Annotated in this window: 23 protein-coding genes, 1 tRNA gene, 1 pseudogene and 1 riboswitch; of the genes and pseudogenes, 2 read left to right on the forward strand and 23 right to left on the reverse strand. The window is 49.0% G+C overall.

Translation table 11 applies throughout. The features are described 5' to 3' along the window. Positions 1-287 precede the first annotated feature (287 nt). On the forward strand, positions 288-452 hold the full coding sequence (locus ABJ225_RS10560; protein WP_347320081.1) for a hypothetical protein: 165 nt from the start codon (positions 288-290) through the stop codon (positions 450-452). Here the strand turns inward: ABJ225_RS10560 and ABJ225_RS10565 are convergent. The 14 genes from ABJ225_RS10565 to ABJ225_RS10630 form a co-directional block, all read right to left on the reverse strand. After that, positions 423-1,175: a helix-turn-helix domain-containing protein gene (locus ABJ225_RS10565; RefSeq protein WP_347320083.1), complete on the reverse strand. Its 753-nt coding sequence runs from the start codon at positions 1,173-1,175 to the stop codon at positions 423-425. The two genes, ABJ225_RS10560 and ABJ225_RS10565, sit on opposite strands and share 30 nt — an antisense overlap. A gap of 135 nt (positions 1,176-1,310) precedes the next feature. Next, the gene (locus ABJ225_RS10570; RefSeq protein WP_347320085.1) at positions 1,311-2,279 is read right to left on the reverse strand and encodes a tyrosine-type recombinase/integrase; all 969 of its coding nucleotides are present in this window, start codon (positions 2,277-2,279) and stop codon (positions 1,311-1,313) included. A gap of 101 nt (positions 2,280-2,380) precedes the next feature. Continuing rightward, positions 2,381-2,454: transfer RNA gene (locus ABJ225_RS10575), tRNA-Arg, on the reverse strand. 138 nt (positions 2,455-2,592) lie between these two features. After that, complete coding sequence (locus ABJ225_RS10580) at positions 2,593-3,096, reverse strand: metallophosphoesterase (RefSeq protein ID WP_148984670.1); 504 nt, start codon at positions 3,094-3,096, stop codon at positions 2,593-2,595. Between the two features lie 11 nt (positions 3,097-3,107). Continuing rightward, positions 3,108-3,704 carry an XTP/dITP diphosphatase gene (locus ABJ225_RS10585; RefSeq protein WP_347320087.1) on the reverse strand — a complete coding sequence of 199 codons (597 nt, stop codon included), beginning with the start codon at positions 3,702-3,704 and terminating at the stop codon, positions 3,108-3,110. Positions 3,705-3,719: 15 nt separating this feature from the next. After that, positions 3,720-4,457, reverse strand: coding sequence for a ribonuclease PH (rph, locus tag ABJ225_RS10590; RefSeq protein WP_056535020.1), 738 nt, complete (start codon positions 4,455-4,457; stop codon positions 3,720-3,722). 131 nt (positions 4,458-4,588) lie between these two features. Beyond that, the gene (locus ABJ225_RS10595; RefSeq protein ID WP_347320089.1) at positions 4,589-5,668 is read right to left on the reverse strand and encodes a GerMN domain-containing protein; all 1,080 of its coding nucleotides are present in this window, start codon (positions 5,666-5,668) and stop codon (positions 4,589-4,591) included. Positions 5,669-5,787: 119 nt separating this feature from the next. Then, positions 5,788-6,582 carry a glutamate racemase gene (gene racE, locus ABJ225_RS10600; protein WP_056535016.1) on the reverse strand — a complete coding sequence of 265 codons (795 nt, stop codon included), beginning with the start codon at positions 6,580-6,582 and terminating at the stop codon, positions 5,788-5,790. A gap of 9 nt (positions 6,583-6,591) precedes the next feature. Continuing rightward, a complete protein-coding gene (locus tag ABJ225_RS10605; protein WP_048006282.1) occupies positions 6,592-7,044 on the reverse strand; it encodes a MarR family winged helix-turn-helix transcriptional regulator in 453 nt (150 codons plus the stop codon). A gap of 206 nt (positions 7,045-7,250) precedes the next feature. Further along, positions 7,251-7,475 (reverse strand): helix-turn-helix domain-containing protein, encoded by a 225-nt coding sequence (locus tag ABJ225_RS10610; RefSeq protein WP_048006283.1) that lies wholly within the window; start codon positions 7,473-7,475, stop codon positions 7,251-7,253. A gap of 132 nt (positions 7,476-7,607) precedes the next feature. Continuing rightward, positions 7,608-8,075 (reverse strand): acyl-CoA thioesterase, encoded by a 468-nt coding sequence (locus tag ABJ225_RS10615; RefSeq protein WP_056535014.1) that lies wholly within the window; start codon positions 8,073-8,075, stop codon positions 7,608-7,610. A 115-nt stretch (positions 8,076-8,190) separates the two neighbouring features. Continuing rightward, positions 8,191-8,958, reverse strand: a complete 768-nt coding sequence (sdhB, locus tag ABJ225_RS10620) for a succinate dehydrogenase iron-sulfur subunit (protein ID WP_053426397.1) — start codon at positions 8,956-8,958, stop codon at positions 8,191-8,193. Beyond that, complete coding sequence (gene sdhA, locus ABJ225_RS10625; protein ID WP_148984673.1) at positions 8,958-10,721, reverse strand: succinate dehydrogenase flavoprotein subunit; 1,764 nt, start codon at positions 10,719-10,721, stop codon at positions 8,958-8,960. The genes sdhB and sdhA overlap by 1 nt, the downstream gene beginning before the upstream one ends. Positions 10,722-10,783: 62 nt before the next feature. Then, positions 10,784-11,395: a succinate dehydrogenase cytochrome b558 subunit gene (locus ABJ225_RS10630; RefSeq protein ID WP_347320093.1), complete on the reverse strand. Its 612-nt coding sequence runs from the start codon at positions 11,393-11,395 to the stop codon at positions 10,784-10,786. 330 nt (positions 11,396-11,725) lie between these two features. Between ABJ225_RS10630 and ABJ225_RS10635 the strand changes: the two genes are divergently transcribed. Beyond that, positions 11,726-12,166: a YslB family protein gene (locus tag ABJ225_RS10635; RefSeq protein WP_056535008.1), complete on the forward strand. Its 441-nt coding sequence runs from the start codon at positions 11,726-11,728 to the stop codon at positions 12,164-12,166. A 50-nt stretch (positions 12,167-12,216) separates the two neighbouring features. Here ABJ225_RS10635 and ABJ225_RS10640 read toward each other — a convergent pair whose 3' ends face one another. From ABJ225_RS10640 to ABJ225_RS10680, 9 genes and pseudogenes are all read right to left on the reverse strand, one after another. After that, positions 12,217-13,455 carry an aspartate kinase gene (locus ABJ225_RS10640; protein ID WP_056535006.1) on the reverse strand — a complete coding sequence of 413 codons (1,239 nt, stop codon included), beginning with the start codon at positions 13,453-13,455 and terminating at the stop codon, positions 12,217-12,219. A gap of 188 nt (positions 13,456-13,643) precedes the next feature. Continuing rightward, a riboswitch (Lysine riboswitch) is annotated at positions 13,644-13,822 on the reverse strand. A gap of 43 nt (positions 13,823-13,865) precedes the next feature. Then, a complete protein-coding gene (uvrC, locus tag ABJ225_RS10645; RefSeq protein WP_347320304.1) occupies positions 13,866-15,668 on the reverse strand; it encodes an excinuclease ABC subunit UvrC in 1,803 nt (600 codons plus the stop codon). 273 nt (positions 15,669-15,941) lie between these two features. Continuing rightward, a pseudogene (locus ABJ225_RS10650) lies at positions 15,942-17,315 on the reverse strand (IS3 family transposase). A 30-nt stretch (positions 17,316-17,345) separates the two neighbouring features. Next, positions 17,346-17,684, reverse strand: coding sequence for a hypothetical protein (locus ABJ225_RS10655; protein WP_347320096.1), 339 nt, complete (start codon positions 17,682-17,684; stop codon positions 17,346-17,348). Positions 17,685-17,879: 195 nt separating this feature from the next. Continuing rightward, complete coding sequence (gene trxA, locus ABJ225_RS10660; protein ID WP_053426394.1) at positions 17,880-18,194, reverse strand: thioredoxin; 315 nt, start codon at positions 18,192-18,194, stop codon at positions 17,880-17,882. Positions 18,195-18,420: 226 nt separating this feature from the next. After that, a complete protein-coding gene (locus ABJ225_RS10665; RefSeq protein ID WP_056535003.1) occupies positions 18,421-19,401 on the reverse strand; it encodes an electron transfer flavoprotein subunit alpha/FixB family protein in 981 nt (326 codons plus the stop codon). 37 nt (positions 19,402-19,438) lie between these two features. Then, entirely contained in the window at positions 19,439-20,212 is a 774-nt protein-coding gene (locus ABJ225_RS10670) for an electron transfer flavoprotein subunit beta/FixA family protein (RefSeq protein ID WP_053426392.1), read from the reverse strand. A gap of 128 nt (positions 20,213-20,340) precedes the next feature. Then, on the reverse strand, positions 20,341-21,111 hold the full coding sequence (locus ABJ225_RS10675) for an enoyl-CoA hydratase (protein ID WP_347320098.1): 771 nt from the start codon (positions 21,109-21,111) through the stop codon (positions 20,341-20,343). A gap of 2 nt (positions 21,112-21,113) precedes the next feature. After that, a complete protein-coding gene (locus ABJ225_RS10680; protein WP_056538360.1) occupies positions 21,114-21,719 on the reverse strand; it encodes a TetR/AcrR family transcriptional regulator in 606 nt (201 codons plus the stop codon). Positions 21,720-21,798: the final 79 nt, after the last annotated feature.

Raw genomic sequence — 21,798 nt, forward strand, 5'->3', positions numbered from 1 at the left:
AATTATATCTTAGTCTTGTTGGCCCGTTTCCTACCAGCGGGATTTAATCAATTCCTACAGACGGGAATCGATCGTTTCCTATGAGCGGGAATATAAAAAGAACGAATTAACAATAACCAATTAAAAATAATAAAGATTCCTGCTCATAAATTCGCAGGGGATATTCTTCTCAAACCTTATTTCTTCGCAAAAAAGTTCTAGCGATAAAGGTATTAGTGAACGCTTGAGCCCGAACTTGGCGAAAGCAATGTCTTGAACTTATACTTACGGTAAAAGGAGGCGTTAATATGATCGACCCAAACGAACTCATGACCGGTCCATTCACGCTAAGAAATGCGAAAAAACACCTTCTACCCGACGAAGCAATCGTCACAAACGACGATGAAACGTATTATATCGTCCGCCTCGGCGATATCGCCAAATTAGAACGCATGGGTTTCCGCAAAGTATAGGCGGTCGTACAGCTTGTCTATGACGCCTGTATAGAAGCCGCAGACATTCCTAATACGTTTACGCTTGGTTGCCTGGAACGTCACCTTCAGCGCCTCTATGCCTGCGCTGAGTAGGTCGGCGGGGTTGAACGCTGTTTTGAGGTAACTGCTTTGCGCTAAATAGATGCCGTAGAGCCGGTTCGTGAGCTTGCGATCAGCTACGAAGTTTTCAGCCATACGCTTAAATTGACGGTATGGACTGGCGGCAACATCTGCGTCAGCATACGTCTTATCGTTAGATAACTCTTTAGCGCTTGAAAAAGTACAGGCTTCCTCCGGCTTTTTCGCAGGCTCAGGCGTTGTTGTGACTGGCTTTTCGGATTGTCCGCCACTGGTCACTTGCGACTGGTCATTAACGGCCACAGGCGGCTGTATGACGTACAGATTGGCGCCATATCCTCCGGAAACTTGTCGGAGTGTTTTCACCTTAGCAATGACGCCCAAGCCTTGTAGCTTGCTCAGAGCGCGTCTGACAGTCTTTTCACTTTTACCGATTGCCTGGGCGATAGTAGCCGCCTTTAGATGTGCGACTCCAACGTACTTAACGGCATAGCGGCCAAGCATCTTTAAGACGCTGCGATCCGTCTCATTCATGGCGAAATAGTGGTCGCAGGTATGACGATATAAAGCCTCGTTTAAGGCCGCGACTGATTGGAACGATTGGTGTTGCGATAGGTAACGCATGGTCCGGCTCCTCCCTGCCCGACCGAAATGAATGCACACTCAAATAAGCGTTTGACTTACGCAGTTTTTTCGCTTATAGTTGAGTTAGGATAGGTGCGTGTATCACTTCGGTGAGCACGTACTTTTTTTGTCTTTTTATAGATAACTCCGTAAATTTTCCGCAACTTCTTCTTTGTCTAAGTGAAGGTAACGGGTGGTGACTGCTATGTCGCTATGGCCGAGCGCCTTAGAGATCAGAGCTATATTCGCCCCTCTCCCAAGCAACTTCTTCGCAAATCCACGCCTCAATGCGTGAGGATTTATATTACGCAAGCCAAGTTCCTTCGAATACTTTCCTAAACGTTTAATAATGTTGTTGTTCGTCGGGCTAGTCGCTATTTCCCCGCCGTGTTTAGTGATAAATAATAAGCGGTTGTCCACGTGACGCTCTTTACGAATAAGATCGTTTTGAGTAATCAGCGCTTCAAGCAATCGTGCAAGAACACCATCGAACGGCAAATAAAGAGACTCGTGGTTTTTAACAATGCCGCCATCGATCCGAAGTAAATTATCGTCCAAGTTTACGTGCTTGTCCTCTAGCTGCGTTAGAGTTCCGACACGAATGCCGGTTTGATACATGAGGAGAATTGCCGTCGCGTCCCGTAACTCTACGAAACGATTTAAATCGAGAAATGTAAGGAGTAGTTTTATTTCGCGGTCAGTGGCGCCCTCTTTGACCGGGCTGTCGACCTTTATTTTGATGTTTCGCCAAAAATTCGAGGTAAGCCACCCGTTATCGAAGCAACGTCCGAGAAACGCTTTTAGACACTTCAGACGCGTCAACTTCGTTTGATTGCTTACGTTCATGGACGAGAGCCATTCGAATATGTGATTCGCGTTTAGAGCCTCGAGAGTATTGGCGCTAATTGTTTCCGCAAAGTGCGTCACATGTAATTCGTAATCGCTGATCGTCCTAGCACGCAGGCCCGCCGCCTTCATTTGCTTCAAGACGGTTGAGAGCGCTTTATCAATCGGGTAACCTTTAGTGGATTTACGTTGAGGGGATGCGTTGAACAAATCGGATAAATCCGTCTGAACAACGAGTGATGCCTTCCGTTTGGTCATAAGAAAAAAGCCTCCTAATTCGCAAGCTGACCGATTCATTGACCGATTCACCTGACGGATTAGAAGGCTTATATGATGCGGTTTTAACCGCTACAATCGTACGTCCCAGGAGAGATTCGAACTCCCGACCGACGCCTTAGAAGGGCGTTGCTCTATCCAGCTGAGCTACTGGGACATGTGCATTATGTAAGCGTCCGTGTTTCTTAAGGACATTTATTATTATATTCGTATATCAAAGGAAAGTCAACGGTTTTTCAAAAAAACTTCGGGTATTCCTTGGAGTAAAAAGGAGCCTGCATGGCAGGCCCTCTCTTTACATGTCGAATTCGATTTCTTCGACGAGTTCGTGTTTTTCCGTCAGGAATTTCACGTGGATCTTGTGTTTCGTTGTTTCGATGAGGGCGTACGTTTTCTCGTGCCTTCCCCTTGGCAGGAGGATGCTGCCTGGATTCAGGAAAAGGATCCCGTCCATCAGCTCCGCCCCCAGTTCATGGGAATGACCGAAGAAAACCATATCGGCTCCCAGTTCTTCCGCTTTGTACTTCAGCTTCATCAATGACATCTTAATTCCGTATAAATGCCCGTGGGTCACGAGGATCCGCTTGCCGTCCCCTTCCTCAAGATGAGTCTCGGGATATCGTTGATCCATGTCGCAGTTGCCGCGGACCACTTTGAAGTGGTCCAGGACTTCATCATCCGCTCGCAGTTCGGAATCCCCGCAGTGGATCATGACGTCCATCTTTCCTGCATACATTCTGGACAGGTCGGCAAGTTCTTCCTTGGACCCGTGGCTATCGCTTACAACTAAAATGTTCATCTACTCACCCTTTACACGAAGTCGGATAGTCTCTCTCTCAATTGATCCAGTGCGTGTCCGCGATGGCTGATGCTCCGCTTCTCATCCGGCGTAAGCTCTGCCATGGCCTTGCCGAGTGACGGGACGAAGAAGATCGGATCATAACCGAATCCATTGCTTCCCCGCTTCTCTTCAAGGATGACACCTTCACACGTTCCGTTTACGGTCTCCGTCTTCCGGCCGGGTCCGGCGATGGCCAGTACACAATGGAAGCGGGCAGTCCGGTTTGCTTCCTCCACTCCTTGGAGTTCGGCAAGGACCTTTTCCATATTCGCTTCATCGCTTTTCGCTTCCCCGGCGTAGCGTGCGGAATATACGCCCGGACGGCCGTCCAGTGCGTCGATGCTCAATCCTGAATCATCAGATATGACGAGGCAGTCGAGCTCTTTAGCCACTGTTTCGGCTTTCAGGATCGCATTCTCTTCAAATGTGACACCAGTTTCTTCCACGTCTTCAATATGTGGTAAATCTAGTAATGTCTGTACCTCATAACCATATGGCTTAAACATGAGTTCGAATTCTTTCGCTTTTCCCCTGTTCTTGGTTGCGATGATGACGTTCTTTGCCATAGTTTTCTCCATCCCTTACTGTATTCTGTCTGCGAGTTCACCCAGTACGTCTTTTTGAATGTCGAATAACTCACGGATCCCGGTCTGACCGAGTTCAAGGAGTTCCTGAAGCTGATTCATGGTGAATGTCGCTTCCTCCCCTGTCCCCTGGAGCTCGACGAATTCCCCTTCGCCCGTCATGATGATATTCATATCCACCATGGCCTGGCTGTCTTCTACATAGTTCAGATCGAGCACTGCCCCGTGGTCCTCCACGATTCCAACGCTGGTCGCAGCGAGGAAGCTTTTAAGCGGGAAGCTGCTGATTTTGTTCTGATCCTGAAGTTTCCCGAGGGCAAGGGCCATAGCGACGAACGCTCCCGTAATGGAAGCGGTCCTTGTCCCGCCGTCCGCCTGGATGACATCACAGTCGATCCAGATCGTACGTTCTCCCAGTGCTTCCAAATCCACGACAGCACGCAGGGCCCGTCCGATCAGACGCTGAATTTCCATTGTTCGCCCGGAAATCTTTCCTTTGGACGATTCCCTGATGTTCCGCGTGTCGGTCGCTCTCGGCAGCATGGAGTATTCGGCAGTGATCCAGCCCTTTCCGCTGTTTCTCATGAACGGCGGTACGCGGTCCTCGATGCTTGCGTTGCAAATGACCTTCGTCTCTCCTACCGTGATCAGCACCGAACCTTCCGGATGCTTGATATAACCCGTCTCGATTTCAACCGGTCTAAGCTCCATCTTCTGTCTTCCATCGTATCTCATTGAAGTCCCTCCTGTTTCGTGCTTCCTCCCATTGGGAGTATATGTACTGCTGTTTTTCAAAAAAAGAGAAGAGGCGGCTAATGCCCACCTCTACATGTTAGCTTCTTCTATAGTATATCAAAAATGCACAGTCAGAAACCAATCGCATTGACATTTTCCGGTCGGGTCACCGGTTCTGTCACAGCTTCTCCATCCTTGGCGACAGAGGCCGCTTCCCCGTTCACTTCAACGGATACGCCCTTGATGTCCTTTTGCTCCGTCAATGAGAGGACGAGGGCGTTCAGCATATGCTCGGATACGAGTTTTTCCTCCACGCTCCCGTAGACGCCTTCATTGAAGTTCAACGTTACATTCCCATCTTTGATCTTCGGATCATCGAGAAGTTCCGCCCCTGTGAAATCACTGACGAGGGAGGATGCATACCCTGGTCCTTCGATGAGCTCATTCACCACCGCTTTCACATTATCGGTTTCATTCGAACTCACCCGCTTCGTGACCGGAACATAATACGTTTCCTTATCGGTCTGGGACACATAATATACGGTCAATGGCTTGGTGATTGTCGGGTCGGCAACCCCGCTCGTATCGACGTTGATACCGGTCTTCCGAGTCAAGCCATCCTCACTGATCGGCGTTCCCGCAACCGGCATTTCCGTCAGCGGATAGCCGTTTACGCGAAGCTCCACTTTCTCAACGGAATCAAACTGAGTCAGTGTCCAGGTGATGGACTCGAGGATCCGCTGCTCGTCTTCAGGCTGATACTCCTTGAATTCAGGAGAGAAATCGGCTACCGCCACCCCGTCCTTGATGTCCACCGATACCTGCGTATCAGCCGGAATCACCGCCCTGAATCCGTTCGGTAGCACTTCCTGCACCGGACCGTTCACGACGAGATGCTCAAGCGCCTGTTTGGCGACACTTTCTTTCCCCGGCAGCGGGATGGACTGGGAGACGACGTACCCGTTTTTATCGATGAGATAAAGCTCCGTCATGACGCTGTTTTCAGTTGCTTCTTCTTTTTTGGCAGAGGTTTCCTTGCCTTCTTCTTTTTTGGCTGTATCTACTTTCTCACCTTCTTTTAAGTACGAGGTATCCTGAGGGGGGTCGATCTTTTCCTTCTTATCCCCAAAACTGAACAACCCACACCCCGACAGATACACAGAAGATGCTAATACCGTTACTGCAATGGACACTTTCGCTTTTTTCGCCATCGGTAAACCTCCTAGAAAGACAGTTTGTACTACTATGTATACGAGCCCTTCGGGAAAATAGACCGAAACTTTCTTAAAAACTTCCTTTCTTTGAAAATGGCCATAAAAAAACACCCGCATTAGTCAATGCGGATGGTTTCGGCTCTAATCTCCCCGTCGAGCCAGTCGGAGGCGATCCCGGAGAAGATCGTAGAGGAGCCCGTTGTGAAGAAACGGTGCTCAGGGGGATGGACCCCTCTATATAGTAGATTGTAGTAGTCCAAGATCGTGCTCACTTCACTCGCCGTCTCATCACCCGAGCTGATGACGCTCACAGAAGGACCCATGAATGCCTGGATCTTCGGCTGCAGAAGCGGGTAATGGGTGCAGCCCAGGATCAAGGTATCAAGATCGAGCCCCTTGAGTTCTTCAAGGGTTTCACTGATGATGCGATCGGCCACGTCGCTTCCGTATTCCCCGCTCTCCACGAGAGGTACGAACTTCGGACAGGCGAGGGATGATACCTCGAGCCCCCCATGAAGGGAGTGCAAGGCATCGGGATAGGCCTTGCTGTTCACGGTCCCAATCGTACCGAGTACGCCTACCCGTTTGTTGCGCGTCCGTTTGATCGCTGCCCTTGCTCCCGGATGGATGACCCCGATCACGGGAATATCCAGATGCGTCTGGATTTCATCCAGGGCCGCGGCCGTTGCCGTATTGCAGGCAATGATGAGCATTTTCATATCATACTGCAGCAGGTACCGGGTCATGTCCCAGGTGAACTGCCTGACTTCTTCCACGGTCCTTGGACCATACGGGCATCTCGCTGTATCCCCTAGATAATAGATGGTTTCTTTCGGCAGCTGGCGCATGATTTCCTTGGCCACCGTCAGGCCACCTACGCCAGAGTCGATCACGCCTATAGGTTGAATCACGTTATTCCCTCATTCTGGTTTGATTTCTAGATGTAATTTCGAGAGGTTTTGCTGAAGCTGAAGCACTTCATCGTATGAGAAATCCGACAGCACGCTCTCCAAATAATTCTGCCTTTTATTGATCACTTCTTCAATGATCCTTTCGCCCTCTTTCAGCATATGGATCCTGACGACACGCCGGTCTTTCTCATCCCTGACGCGTTCGACGAGCTGATTCTTTTCCATCCTGTCCACGAGGTCGGTCGTCGTACTGCAGGCAAGATACATCCGGTTCGATAAGTCACCGATCGTCATATCGCCAAATTCAAACAGCCACTGAAGGGCGATGAACTGAGGAGGTGTGATCGTATACTGACTGAGGATTTCACGCCCTTTTTGTTTGATGATGGACGAGATGTACCTAAGATCTTTTTCAATATCCGCTACCACTCCGGCTGCGGCGGCATCCTTCACATTTTCCATTCCAATTCCCCTTTATCGTTAACGTCTCGTATGTACATCCGATTTCATCGTACACATCCTTATAAGCATTTTCACCTTTTTTTGCGAAAATTTCAAGGAGTAGCTTTTAAGAAGCCGGATGTCTTACCTGTCACCATATGAAAAGAGACTGACTCCCCTCCAAACAATCCCACGAATCGTTTGCCGTCCGAATCAGTCTCTTATGGTTAAAGCTTTAGTTCCCCCATGCGAAGAAGCTCTACAACAGCTTGAGATCGCCCCTTCACTCCAAGCTTTTGCATGGCGTTGGAAATATGATTCCGAACTGTTTTTTCACTGATGAATAAATCACCGGCAATTTCCTTGGTGGTTTTGTCCTGTACCAACAGTTCGAATACTTCTTTCTCTCTTTTGGTGAGCAACGGTTTGTGTGTAAAATCATTGTCCTTCAATTATGGTAACCCTCCTTGCCTTCGCCAGCTTTAAACCGCGGGGATGGGTATTGTCGGTCGTCAAAATATCATATGTGAAGAGCTGGGTCAGAGTGACATGGAGGAACGACTCTCAGAAAAAATAGGCAGCCGTTATGAAATCGATCCTGAAGGGCTCTCATTGAACCTGTTCTTCATTTCATCCGTCCATGGAGCACCTTTCCCGGTCCTTTTTGATATTTGGACCATGGTTCCTCTTCCGACGAAGCAGATGTCATCCTTGGCGTTCAGACCCATATAATGGAGGTCGACAGAGGAATTCCCGATCTCCCCAGCCTTCACAAAGAGCCTGATATGCTCATCGAAATAAACCTGCCTCGCAAAATCACACTGAAGATCCGCCACGACGATCATCGTTTCATGATCGGGCTTCACCCAGTCCTGCATGAATCCAAGGCTCTTGAAATAATCGATCCTTGCCTGTTCAAAGTAAACAAATGGAACGGTATTGTTCATATGGCCGAACATATCCACCTCTGAAAACCGTACCTTGACATCGATGAAAAATGAAAACCCTTCCTTCCACGTATTTACATCCTCAATATATGTAACGTTCTTCATTTTGGCTCCTCCATTCATGTATTTATGTGGCGCATATTCCCCAACAAGGATGCTTTCTTCGATTTGAACGGTTAAAAAAAGCACTTTCCATCGGGAAAGTGCTTTTCAATGTTGTTTATGAATCCACCATGTGGTCGCTTCCGAAGAAGTTTTTGAACATCTGGAAAGTGGTCTCCCTGTTCAACGCTGCGATGGAGGTTGTCAAAGGGATTCCCTTCGGACAAGACTGCACGCAGTTTTGAGAGTTCCCACAGTTCGCCAGTCCGCCGTCGCCCATGATGGCTTCAAGACGCTCATCCTTATTCATGGCACCCGTCGGATGCGCATTGAAGAGGCGTACTTGAGATAGGGGAGCAGGACCGATGAAGTCCGACTTGCTGTTAACATTCGGGCAAGCTTCAAGGCAAACACCGCATGTCATACATTTTGAAAGTTCATATGCCCACTGGCGCTTTTTCTCTGGCATACGCGGTCCAGGTCCAAGATCGTACGTACCGTCGATCGGGATCCAGGCTTTCACTTTCTTCAGGCTGTCGAACATCCTGCTGCGGTCCACCTGCAGGTCGCGGACGACCGGGAAGGTGCGCATAGGCTCAAGACGGATCGGCTGCTCGAGCTGATCGATCAGGGCCGTACAGGATTGTCTCGGTTTCCCGTTGATGACCATGGAGCAGGCTCCACATACTTCCTCAAGGCAGTTCATATCCCAGTTGATCGGTGTCGTGCCTTCCCCTTTCGCATTGACCGGGTTACGACGGATCTCCATCAAAGCGGAGATCACGTTCATATTCGGGCGATAATCAAGGGAGAATTCTTCTTGATAAGGGGCGGCATCCGGGCCTTCCTGACGGGTGATGACAAAACGGATCTTTTTCTCAGCCATTAGTTAGAACCCCCTTTTTTCTTAGAATAATCACGTTTACGCGGTTGGATCAACGATGTATCCACTTCTTCGTAATGGAATTCCGGCGCATTGGCGGAAGCATTGAACTTCGCCATGGTCGTCTTGAGGAAATCCTCATCATTACGGTCAGGGAATTCCGGCTTGTAGTGGGCACCGCGGCTTTCATTCCGGTTCAGTGCACCGATGGTGATGACGCGTGCAAGCTGTAGCATGTTCCAAAGCTGACGCGTGAACATGGCACCCTGATTGCTCCACTTCGCCGTGTCATTGATATTGATTTTTTTATAGCGCTCCATGAGCTCTACAATCTTCTTATCGGTTTCCACAAGCTTGTCATTGTGACGGACCACGGTCACGTTATCTGTCATCCACTCGCCAAGCTCTTTGTGGATCACGTACGCGTTTTCGGTTCCGTCCATGCTCATGATCTCGTTCCATTTCTCTTGCTCCTGTTTCACATGGCGCTCGAATACGGATGCAGGTACGGTTTCGACTGAGCTTTCAAGCCCATCGATGTACTTGATTGCATTCGGGCCGGCCACCATACCGCCATAGATCGCGGAAAGGAGGGAGTTGGCTCCAAGTCGGTTCCCACCATGCTGGGAGTAATCACACTCACCGGCAGCGAACAGTCCAGGGATATTCGTCATCTGATCGTAATCGACCCACAGGCCGCCCATTGAATAGTGGACCGCAGGGAAGATCTTCATCGGCACTTTGCGTGGATCATCACCCATGAACTTCTCATAGATTTCGATGATGCCGCCGAGCTTGATGTCTAGTTCCTTGGAATCCTTATGGGAAAGATCAAGATACACCATGTTCTCCCCGTTGATGCCGAGCTTCTGGTTCACGCACACGTCGAAGATTTCACGCGTTGCGATATCACGCGGTACGAGGTTTCCGTAAGCCGGGTATTTCTCTTCGAGGAAGTACCAAGGCTTTCCGTCTTTGTACGTCCAGACGCGTCCGCCTTCCCCACGTGCCGATTCACTCATGAGGCGCAGCTTATCGTCCCCTGGAATTGCTGTCGGATGGATCTGGATGAACTCACCGTTCGCATAATACGCACCCTGCTGATACACGATGGAAGCAGCGGATCCTGTATTGATGACGGAGTTCGTTGATTTTCCGAAGATGATACCGGGTCCTCCCGTTGCCATGATGACGGCATCGGCCGGGAATGACTGGATCTCCATCGTTTGAAGGTTCTGGGCGACGATTCCGCGTGCCTTCCCTTCGTCATCGATGATGACACCGAGGAATTCCCATCCTTCATATTTATTCACGAGCCCTGCCACTTCATGGCGGCGAACCTGCTCGTCCAATGCGTACAATAACTGTTGACCGGTTGTCGCACCGGCAAACGCAGTACGGTGATGCTGTGTTCCACCAAAGCGGCGGAAGTCAAGCAAGCCTTCCGGTGTCCGGTTGAACATGACGCCCATACGGTCCAAAAGGTGGATGATGCCTGGTGCTGCTTCGGTCATGGCCTTGACTGGCGGCTGATTTGCAAGGAAGTCACCTCCATAGACCGTATCATCGAAATGTTCCCAAGGAGAATCCCCTTCTCCTTTTGTATTGACCGCTCCGTTTATGCCACCCTGTGCGCAAACGGAATGGGAGCGTTTAACTGGCACCAATGAAAATAGATCGACCGGTGCGCCTTTTTCTGCTGCTTTGATGGTGGCCATCAGACCGGCTAAGCCACCACCGACTACGATGATTTTCCCTTTACTCATCGTCCTTCACTCCTTTTCCTACCAAACTTCAGAGCACTTGCATGATCTATTGAATGTGTTCCTTATACGATAAAAGCAAAGATGGCGCGCATACCCACGATGGAAAGCGCAAGGAAGATCCCGATTGTCACGTATGTAGCGATGCGCTGCGAACGCGGTGTGACCGTGATTCCCCAGCTGACGCAGAATGACCATAGGCCATTGGCGAAGTGGAAGATCGTAGACAGGACACCCAGCACGTAGAATGCGACCATGAACGGGTTGGAGAATATCCCCTCCATCATTTGGAAGTTCACTGTCGCGCCGAAGAATGCAGCGACACGTGTCTGCCAGATATGCCATGTGACGAAGATGAACGTGATGACGCCGGATACACGTTGAAGAAGGAACATCCAGTTACGGAAGAATCCGAATCTGCTGGCGTTATTCTTGGACGTGAACGCAATGTAGATTCCATAGATCGCATGGAAATACAATGGAAGGAAAATGATGAAGATCTCCAGGAAATAGCGGAAAGGTAGACTTTCCATGAAATGTGCTGCCTGGTTGAACGATTCTTCCCCGCCAGTGGCAAAATGGTTCACCACTAAATGTTGCGTTAAGAATAATCCAACCGGAATCACACCTAGTAATGAATGAAGCCTGCGAAAATTAAACTCTCGATTTCCAGCCATGATTTACCCCCCTTAATCATAAAATATGAATCTTCCAACTAATCTCCGCATAAAAATTAGATTTTTATTCATATTTTATATTGTAACAATTATGTGACACATCCATTTTACTCCCATGGAGTGACAGCGTCAAGAAAACGTATACATAAATTCGACAATATCGGAAAAATAATTTAGTCCCGTATTTGTCACAAAATCGTAAGAAAATTCAATCAAAACAAACAGGATTTGTTATAGCGCCAAAATATCCCATGCCCACTTTTTTTCGAGTATGGGATGATTAATTTCCCTCTCATGTATATAATAGTTTTATAGAAAGAGGGGATATATTTGGAACAGAAAAAAGAAGAAGTCGTAGAGTCCCAGTCCGTTCCCGTCTTCGGATATGAACTGATACGCGATCTGCTGCTACCCGATATCCTCGGGAAACACACACCCGATATTCTGTACTGGGGCGGTAAACAGCTTGCAAGGAAATTCCCCCTTCCATCCAATGATGAACTGATTTCATTCTTCCGTGAAGCCGGATGGGGAGATCTCGCCATCGTTGAGCAGAAGAAGAACGAAATCACGTTCGAACTCAGCGGGGAATTCGTCAAGCGCCGCAATTCATTGAAATCGGATGCCTCCTTCAAATTGGAAACGGGCTTTCTTGCCGAATTTGTCCAAATGCAGTACAAATTCGTCACCGAAGCGACTGATGAACTACATAAGCGAAACCAGACCGTCAAGATCACGGCCGTCTGGGATGACAAAGACAGGGTCGAATGACCACAGAAGGCAGGCCCGCTCCCATGAGGAGCGGGCCTGCTTTTTGATGATCACAGGGTGATTTCTTCTACTTTCACTTCATCAAGATGGAAAGAGGAATGCAGCACCTGTGCCGCTTTATTCATAAGATCTTCATCCACGACGACGGAGACTTTGATTTCAGATGTACTCACCATCTTGATGGTGATCCCGTTATCTGCCAGTACTTCGAACATCTCTGCTGCGACACCCGGATTCGAGATCATGCCTGAGCCGACGATGGATACCTTCGACAGTCCCCCTTCATATTCCACATGAGTGAAGCCAAGGGATTCTTTATGCTGTTCGAGGACCTCGAGGGTCTCTTCAAGATCATGTCCTTTGATGGAGAACGACAGATTGGTCGTATTCTGTTCTGTTTGACTTTGAATGATGATATCGACATTCAGGTGATGCTCCGCCAATGTGGTGAAGATCGAAGATAGCCCCTTCAACGCATTATTCAGACCGAAGACCGTCACCCTTGTGATTTCATTCTCGAACGCTACGCCGCGTACAACTAGATTTTGTTCCATGCTTGCTTCCTCCTCAATATAAGTACCTTCGATCCTCTCGATGCTTGAACGGACTTCCAATGGAATCTGATAGTTTTTGGCAAATTCCACGGCCCTCGGATGGAGGACGCCCGCCCCAAGATTGGCAAGCTCCAGCATTTCGTCATAGGAGATGCTGGAAAGCTTCCTTGCTCCTTTTATATAACGGGGGTCGGATGTGTAGACCCCGTCTACGTCTGTGTAAATGTCACAGCGTTCCGCCTTCAGGGCTGCTGCGATGGCGACGGCCGTCGTATCGGATCCGCCGCGGCCAAGGGTGGTGATCTCACCTGATGCAGTCATTCCCTGGAATCCGGCCACGATGACGACCTTCCCCTCATTCAGATGGGATGCCAATTTTTCCGTGTGGATATTGGTGATCCTGGCATTGCTGTGGATGGATTCCGTCTCGATCCCGGCCTGCCAGCCCGTAAATGAAATCGCGTCCTGGCCGACCTGGATGAGGGCCATCGTCAAGAGTGAGATGGTCACCTGCTCTCCTGTAGACAGAAGCATATCCATTTCACGTTTGCTCGGCTGGGAGCAGATTTCCTTTGCCATGCCTACAAGGGCATCCGTCGTTTTTCCCATTGCGGAAACGACGACGACGACGTCATTCCCCTTTTCCTTCTCTTCCACCACACGTGAAGCCACATGCTGAATCCGTTCCACTGATCCCACCGAAGTTCCGCCAAATTTCTGAACGATTATACCCAATGCTTCTCCCTCTTTCTTCTTGATTGGATGCGGAGCACCCTGATGGATTAGAGCTACTATCTGATTCCGGCTTTTGGCATCCCCATGCCGGGGACACCGTCATGCAGCAGGTATAAAAAAAAGCAATGAGACGAAGCATCTCATTGCTTTTTGAACACTGCATACGAACAAAAAAGGTTCAGTCGGCATTGTGAGATAGCTCTCCAAGATGAATCATCTTGACAATCCTGCATCTATTAAATGCAGAACCAGCGCAGCCGATATGAGTGCGGCTCCACTTCGGCGGTCCTCCCCTTTCCAGTCACATCGCCAGGGCTCATACCCTTCCGTGAACTGTACTATTGAAGTCCGCACCTCTATCACCACTTAAAAAGTGATAATGTTTTTAATTTTTGTTCATTATAGCACAATCATTTTTGGGTATCAACATCCTTTTCCCCATTATCATGAAGTTTTTCATGAAGTTCCATGGCGACTCGCTCCGGGATCCCAAGTTCCCTGAACTCTTGCAAGGTTGCTTCTTTCATCCGTTTCATCGATCCAAAATGCTTCAACAGCTGTTTTTTACGCTTCGGACCGATTCCGTCGATATCATCCAGCATGGATTGGAACGCACTTTTCCCCCTGAGCTGGCGATGGAAGGTGATGGCGAACCGGTGGACTTCATCCTGTATGCGCTGAAGCAAATAAAATTCCTGACTCCGTTTCTCTAATGGGATGATCTGGAGGGGATTCCCGTACAGCAGTTCCGAGGTCTGATGCTTGTCGTCCTTTGCCAAACCGCCCAGAGGCACATCGAGACCCAATTCGTTCTCCAACACTTCCCGGGCCGCTTCGATCTGCCCCTTTCCTCCATCGATGACAATCAGGTCGGGGAGGGGCAGTCCTTCCTTCAGCACCCTTGCATACCTTCTCCGGATCACTTCCCTCATGGATTCATAATCATCCGGTCCGGTGACGGTCTTGATTTTGTACTTTCGGTACTCCTTCTTTGCGGGCTTCCCGTCTAGGAACACGATCATGGCCGAGACGGGATCCGATCCCTGGATATTGGAGTTATCGAACGCCTCGATACGGAACGGCGTATAAATGCCCATCTGTTCCCCGAGTCTTTCCACCGCTTTGATCGTACGGTCTTCATCCCGTTCGATCAGGGCGAACTTCTCGTTCAATGCCTGCTTGGCATTTTTCTCAGCAAGGCGCACCAGTTCCTTCTTCTTTCCGCGCTTCGGTTGGACGGTCCTCACGTCAAGGAGTTTCTCCACGAGTTCCACATCGATTCCTTCCGGGAGGAAAATCTCCTTCGGTTTGAAGTGATTGGACTTGGAATAAAACTGTCCGATGAACGTCAGGAACTCATCCTCCGGTTCATTATAGATCGGGAACAGGGAAACATCCCGTTCGATGAGCTTCCCTTGCCGTACGAAGAATACCTGGACGCACATCCAGCCTTTGTCGATGCCGTAGCCGAACACATCGCGATCGGTGAAGTCCGTCATGGTCATCTTTTGTTTTTCCATCGTTGCCTCGATATGCTGGATCTGATCACGGAATTCCATGGCACGCTCGAATTCCATCTTTTCAGATGCTTCCTGCATCTTTACGGAGAGCTGCTCCTTGATTTCCTTATACCCGCCATTCAGGAAACGGGCGATTTCATCCGTCATCTCGCGGTAGGTTTCATTATTCACTTCCTTGATACACGGTGCCAGGCATTGTCCCATATGGTAGTATAGGCATGCACGGTCCGGCAGCGTGGTACATTTCCGAAGTGGATACAGACGGTCGAGAAGTTTTTTCGTTTCGTTCGCGGCTCCAGCGTTCGGATACGGACCGAAGTACCGTCCCTTGCCGCGCTGTACCTTGCGGGTGGTAATGAGCCTAGGGTGACGCTCGTTGGTCAGCTTGATGAACGGATAGCTTTTATCATCTTTGAGCATGACGTTGTATTTCGGGTCATACTTCTTGATGAGGTTCATTTCGAGCACGAGTGCTTCAAGGTCTGATGAAGTCATGATGTATTCAAAGTCCTCGATTTCACCGACGAGGCGCTGGGTTTTCGCATCATGGGACCCGGTGAAATAGGACCGAACCCGATTTTTCAGCACTTTGGCTTTTCCTACGTAGATGATCGTCCCTTGACGATCTTTCATGAGGTAGCAGCCGGGCTGATCGGGCAAGAGGGCCAATTTATTTGAGATCATTGTATTCACGGTCGCTCTCCCTTTCTTACGATCGTTCATGGTTGTCGATCAGTTGTTTCCTTTTACTTGAAGTATACACGAATTGGCGGAGCACTTCTATGATTGGGGCTTTGGGGAGGGGTTCAGTTCACTTTTCATAAAGAGTGTACTTTCTTATTGGATCCCAAGTCCTGTTTAGGATGAGGAGCGCGGTTGGGAAGTGGACCGTTTCATTGCGCTACGGGCACTTGCTTTCCATGGGGAGGGAGTCGAGCCTCCTCGGCAGGCTGCACTGGACCCAAATTATTGGACACCCACTTTTTGATTGATTCGTTGTGTGTACAGTCGGTATTCTACCGGGCTCTTTTTACCGAGCGTAGACTTGATTCGCAAGTGGTTGTAGTAATCCATGTATTCTTCTAATTTAATGTGGAACTCCTTGAGGTTCCGAAAGGTTTCTCTGTAGAGAAACTCCGATTTCATGATGCCAAAGAAATTCTCCATCACGGCGTTGTCATAACAGTTTCCTTTCCGAGACATACTCTGAGTGATGTGATGGTCCTTGAGTATCCTTCGGTACTTAGGCATACGATAGTGCCAGCCCTGATCAGAGTGAAGAAGAAGGTCATCGCCTTCACGTAGACGTTCGACTCCTTGAAGTAACATCGTTTCCACTAAATCAAAGCTAGGTTTCGTGTGAAGCGTGTACGTAATGATCTCTCGATTAAACAGGTCTAACATCGCGGACAAGTACAGTTTCTGTCCGGCAATCTTGAATTCCGTCACATCGGTTACCCATTTTTGGTTTGGTTTCGATGCCATGAACTTTCGGTCAAGGGTGTTGGGCGCCGCTTTTCCAACTTCCCCTTCATAAGACCGGTATTTCTTCTTTCTTACTAGGGCATTGAAGCCCTAAGGCTTTCATAATGCGAAGGACTTTCTTTTTATTGATGTCATACCCTTTTGCCTGGAGTGCATCCGTAATCCGACGGTAACCATAACGGCCTGAATGACGGCGGAAGATCAAGGTAATTCTTCTTTTCCACTTCCGATCAGGATCCGGTTGGTCCCACTGTTTTTTGATGAAGTAATAGGTGCTTCTAGGGAGGTTCGCTACTTTGATGAGCTGAATCACCGGGAACGCATTCGTTAGTTCAAATACTACTTTCGCTTTGATCTGTTTGGTGATGATTCCTCCTGAACTAAGGCTCTCAGCTTTTTTAAATAAGCATTCTCCATCTCTAAATAGGCGGCGTGTGCTCGTAGCTCTTCGGGAGTCATGTCTTCTAATTTCTTATGTTGATTGGGTGGTTTAGGAGTCATCGTCAAGGCCCTCATTTCGTTTGATTCGAAGGCATCTCGTCCCCTTTTCTCCCACTTTCTCAACCACCTGCGCACAATACAGGGATCGGGAAGGTGGAAATAGGCAGATGCCTCTCGAATGGAGTAATTCTTGTCCGTAATATAGTGAAGTACCTTTAGTTTAAAGGCAGGAGAATACGATGTATAGGGAAAAGAAAAGGCTTGATCACCATGATGGCGAACCAACTTGACCCAATAGCCCAGCGCAGCAGCGTCCACGCCTTCTTGAGAAGCTAAATCTCGAAAACTAACCGTTTCATCCTCCAAGTAACGCTTGGCCAGTTGAAGTTTAAACGTACGGGTGTGCTTGTTCATTTTCGACTCCTCCTTTTAGGATTGGGGTGTCTAGTAATAAGGGGGCAGCACACAGGCCTGCGGGGTCTCGATCATCCCTCTTTTCCCATAGGAGTCAAGTGCCCTTCGCTTCATTCCACTCTTTGGTGGTTGATCATTGTGTACTCTTTCTACAATGGGGTGTGCGGGTATTCCCCTACTATGGGACAGGATATCAGGTAAATCATTTTCGGTTCCTTTCAAGGATTGGGGTATCAGGAGAAAGTAGACCGTTCCATTACGCTTCGGGCACTTGCTTTCCACGGGGAGGAAGTCGAGCTTCCTCGGCTGCGCCTGCGGGATCTCGATCTTTCCTCTATTCCCGTTGGAGTCAAGTGCCCTTCGCTCCATTCCACTCTTTGGTGGTTCAATATTGTGTGCTGTTTCTTCATTGGGGTGTGCGGTATTTCTCGTATTTAAAGGATAAAACGCCTGTCTAAATCAAACGGGTTTGCATCATCCTTCACATAATGTTCCCCATACCAATTGGTTTGAATAAATCAAAAAAGCATCCGGCTTTGGGCCGGATGCTTTTTTGTGGCGTGCTTACGCGTGTTTGTTGACTAGTTCAGCAAGTGCTTCTTTCGGTTGGAAACCGATGACTTTATCTACGACTTCGCCGTCTTTTAGGATAACGAGAGTCGGGATGCTCATTACGCCGTATTTTCCTGCTGTTTCTTGGTTTTCGTCTACGTCTACTTTGACGATTTTGACTTTTTCGCCCATTTCGCTGTCCAATTCTTCAAGTACAGGAGCGATCATTTTGCAAGGTCCACACCATGGAGCCCAGAAGTCCGCAAGTACGAGACCAGAGTTTGTTTCAGCTGTGAAGCTTTGATCAGTTGCATGTGTAATAGCCATTTAAATGTGCCTCCCAAATCTTAAAATGTATCGTAAGTATATCACCGTAACCGGTAGGATGCTATAAATCTGCTCGTAGCTACTTTCCCCCTGCCGGTAGAGGTTTATACCCCATTCCATGAAAATAAGGAGCAAGCATCCGCCACTCCTTATTCTTCTTTTCTTATCCTATGTGTTCATGCGTTGAAATTCCACCCTGACACCCAGTCCTTTTTACAGGGAGTGATCAGGAAGAAGAAACTTTCAGCTTTTTGAACTCTTCCGTGAGGAGTGGTACCACTTCAAAGAGGTCCCCTACGATCCCGTAGTCGGCTACATTGAAGATGTTCGCTTCCGGGTCTTTGTTGATGGCGACAATGACCTTGGAATTGGACATTCCGGCTAGATGCTGAATCGCTCCGGAAATTCCGCAGGCGATGTAAAGGTCCGGTGTGACGACTTTACCGGTTTGACCGATCTGGAGTGAATAATCACAGTAGTCGGCATCACATGCACCCCTTGAGGCCCCGACTGCACCGCCCAGTACGTCGGCGAGTTCTTTGAGGGGGTTGAACCCATCCTCACTCTTCACGCCACGTCCTCCTGCGATGATGACTTTCGCTTCTGACAGGTCGACCCCTTCGCTTGCTTTGCGGACGACATCCTTGATGATCGTTCGCAGATCCTTGATTTCCACGGATAAGGAGGCCACATCACCTGTGCGGGACTCATCCTTGGCCAATGGTTCGATATTATTCGGGCGTATCGTCGCAAAGATGACTCCGTCCGTTACAATCTTTTTCTCGAAGGCTTTTCCAGAATAGATCGGTCTGGTGAAAACAAGATTCCCTCCTGCGAGCTCCAAGTCCGTTGCATCGGATACAAGACCGGTCTTCAGCTTGCCTGCGAGCTTCGGTGAAAGATCCTTCCCGAGTGCCGTATGGCCGAAGATGATCCCCTCTGGGGATTCCTGTCCGATCACTGCCATCAACGCCTGTGAATAGCCATCCGGTGTATATTGAGCCAATTTTTCATCCTCAACAGTGATGACACGGTCAGCTCCGTATTGAATCAACTCTTCCCCGAGGCTGCTCACCGATTGGCCGACGAGCACGCCTACGACTTCTCCGCCTTCCGCTACCGTCTTCGCTGCCGCAATGGCCTCGAAAGATACATTACGCAATGATCCGTCCCGAACTTCACCAAGTACTACTACTTTTCTTGCCATGCTTATAACCCCCTGATTGTATTGGTATGCTGGTCGATTAGATGACTTTCGCTTCCGTGCGGAGAAGCTGTACCAGTTCGCTCACCTGTACGGCTACATCTCCTTCGAGCACCCTGCCGGCCTCTTTTTTCGGCGGAAGATACATTTCGATTGTTTTCGTTTTCGCTTCCACGTCCTCTTCTTCCAAATCAAGATCGTCTAATTCAAGCTCTTCGAGAGGCTTTTTCTTGGCTTTCATGATTCCTGGAAGTGAAGGGTAGCGCGGCTCATTCAACCCTTGCTGCGCTGTTACAAGTAGGGGAAGGGACGTTTCGATCACTTCCGAATCCCCTTCAACGTCACGCGTCACGGTTACGGTTTCACCAGCGATTTCAAGCTTTGTGATGGTGGTGACAAACGGGATATCCAGTTGCTCTGCCACCCTTGGCCCAACCTGTCCGGATCCGCCGTCGATGGCCACATTGCCCGCAAGGATCAGATCGACTTCCTGATCTTTCAGGTATTGCGCCAGGATCGTCGCAGTCGTGAACTGGTCACCATGGTCGAGATCATCTTCTGTATTGATGAGGACGGCTTTATCGGCCCCCATGGCCAAAGCGGTCCTGAGCTGCTTCTCGCTCTCTTCCCCTCCAACCGTGATAACGGTTACATCTCCGCCGTGATTGTCACGGACCTGGATGGCTTCTTCCACGGCATATTCATCATAAGGATTGATGATGAATTCGGCGCCGTCTTCCGCTATGCGCCCATTCTGGATCGAGATCTTCTCTTCCGTGTCAAACGTTCTTTTCAACAATACATAGATGTTCATTCTGCAGTCCCTCCTGGTATTTGACTATGATAATCGAAACAATGTTTTAAATACAGCATCTCTTAGGAAGATTCGGACAATTACGTTCCGAAGAATGGATAGCGGATGTACACCCGCTATCCTGGAACCTACCCTTTGAAATGGGGTTCGCGTTTTTCAATGAAGGCTGATATCCCTTCCTTGGCATCCTCTGAGACGAAGATTTCACCGAACATATCGGCTTCTCGTTTCACGCCTGCATAGAATCGGTCATCTTTTGTGTAGCTGAGCAATTCGATAGCAGCCTTCATGGCCACGGGACTCTTCTTGGCGATCTTTGCCGCAAGCTCCGAAGCCTTTTCAAAAAGCTCCTCTTCAGGATACGCTTTATTGGCAAGGCCCCATTGTACCGCTTCGACACCAGAGATCGGCTCACTTGTCAGGAGCATCTCCGCTGCCTTGGCGCGTCCTACGAATTTAGGCAGACGCTGTGAACCGGCGAAACCTGGCACAAGGCCGAGCTGTAGTTCAGGAAGGCCGAGCTTTGCGTTTTCACTCACAAGACGGATGTGACATCCCATGGCGAGCTCGAGTCCGCCTCCCAGTGCAGCGCCGTGAATGGCGGCAATGATCGGTTTCGGGAAGTTTTCCATGCGCTCGAACACTTCCTGCCCCCGTCCGGCAAGCTTCGAGAACTCATCTCCGGTCTCGATGGTGGTGAATTCCTTGATATCGGCTCCCGCAGAGAAGAATCGACCTTCTCCCTTCAAGAGGATGACCCGGACGTCCCGGTTCCCCTCAAGCTCATTCAATAGAGCATCTATTTCAGAAATGAGCCCGCTTGCCAACGCATTGGCAGGGGGTCTCTGAATGAGCACGGATGCTACATTCCCTTCCAGTGTCCACGAAAGATTCTCCATTTTCATCCCCCTAAACTGATTGTGTTCCTGCCGCCGCATCCTTGAAGCAGCAGCTTGTGGATGGTGGGTACCTGGGCCGTCAGATCATATTTCTGTTCATTCATCACCCAGGTGGTGACCATTTCATCCAGCGTTCCGAAGATCATCTGCCGTGCAAGCCTTACATCGAGATCTGCTGAAAATTCACCTGACTCCACTCCGCTGACCAGGATGGTATCGATCAGCTTCAGGTACCCTTTCAGGACATCATTGATCTTGAGGCGAATCTCCTTATTGGATTGTCGAAGCTCCAGCTGCGTCACGATGGCGAGGTGATGATCATCCGACAGGATCTTACAATGATTTTCAATCATTACTAATAATTTCTCTGAAACTGTCTGTTTTCCTGCAATAACTTCCTCGATTTTATCCACGAACAGGCTCATCTTTTCTTTGAAGAGGGAAATCAGGATGTCTTCTTTGTTTTTGAAATAAAGATAGATGGTCCCGTCTGCCACTCCTGCCTGCTTGGCAATCTTGGAAACCTGCGCCTGATGGTAGCCGTTTTCTGCAATCACAATGACCGCGGCATCGATGATCTGTTTATATTTTGGTTTATTTCGCTTCATAGGTTTTTGACCTGCCTTATAGAATAATGAATGACCATTCATTCATGTTTCTATATTATAAGGTTCTCCTGTGATTGTC

It is taken from the genome of Rossellomorea sp. RS05 (assembly GCF_039822645.1).
GTDB classification, from domain to species: Bacteria; Bacillota; Bacilli; order Bacillales; family Bacillaceae_B; genus Rossellomorea; species Rossellomorea marisflavi_B.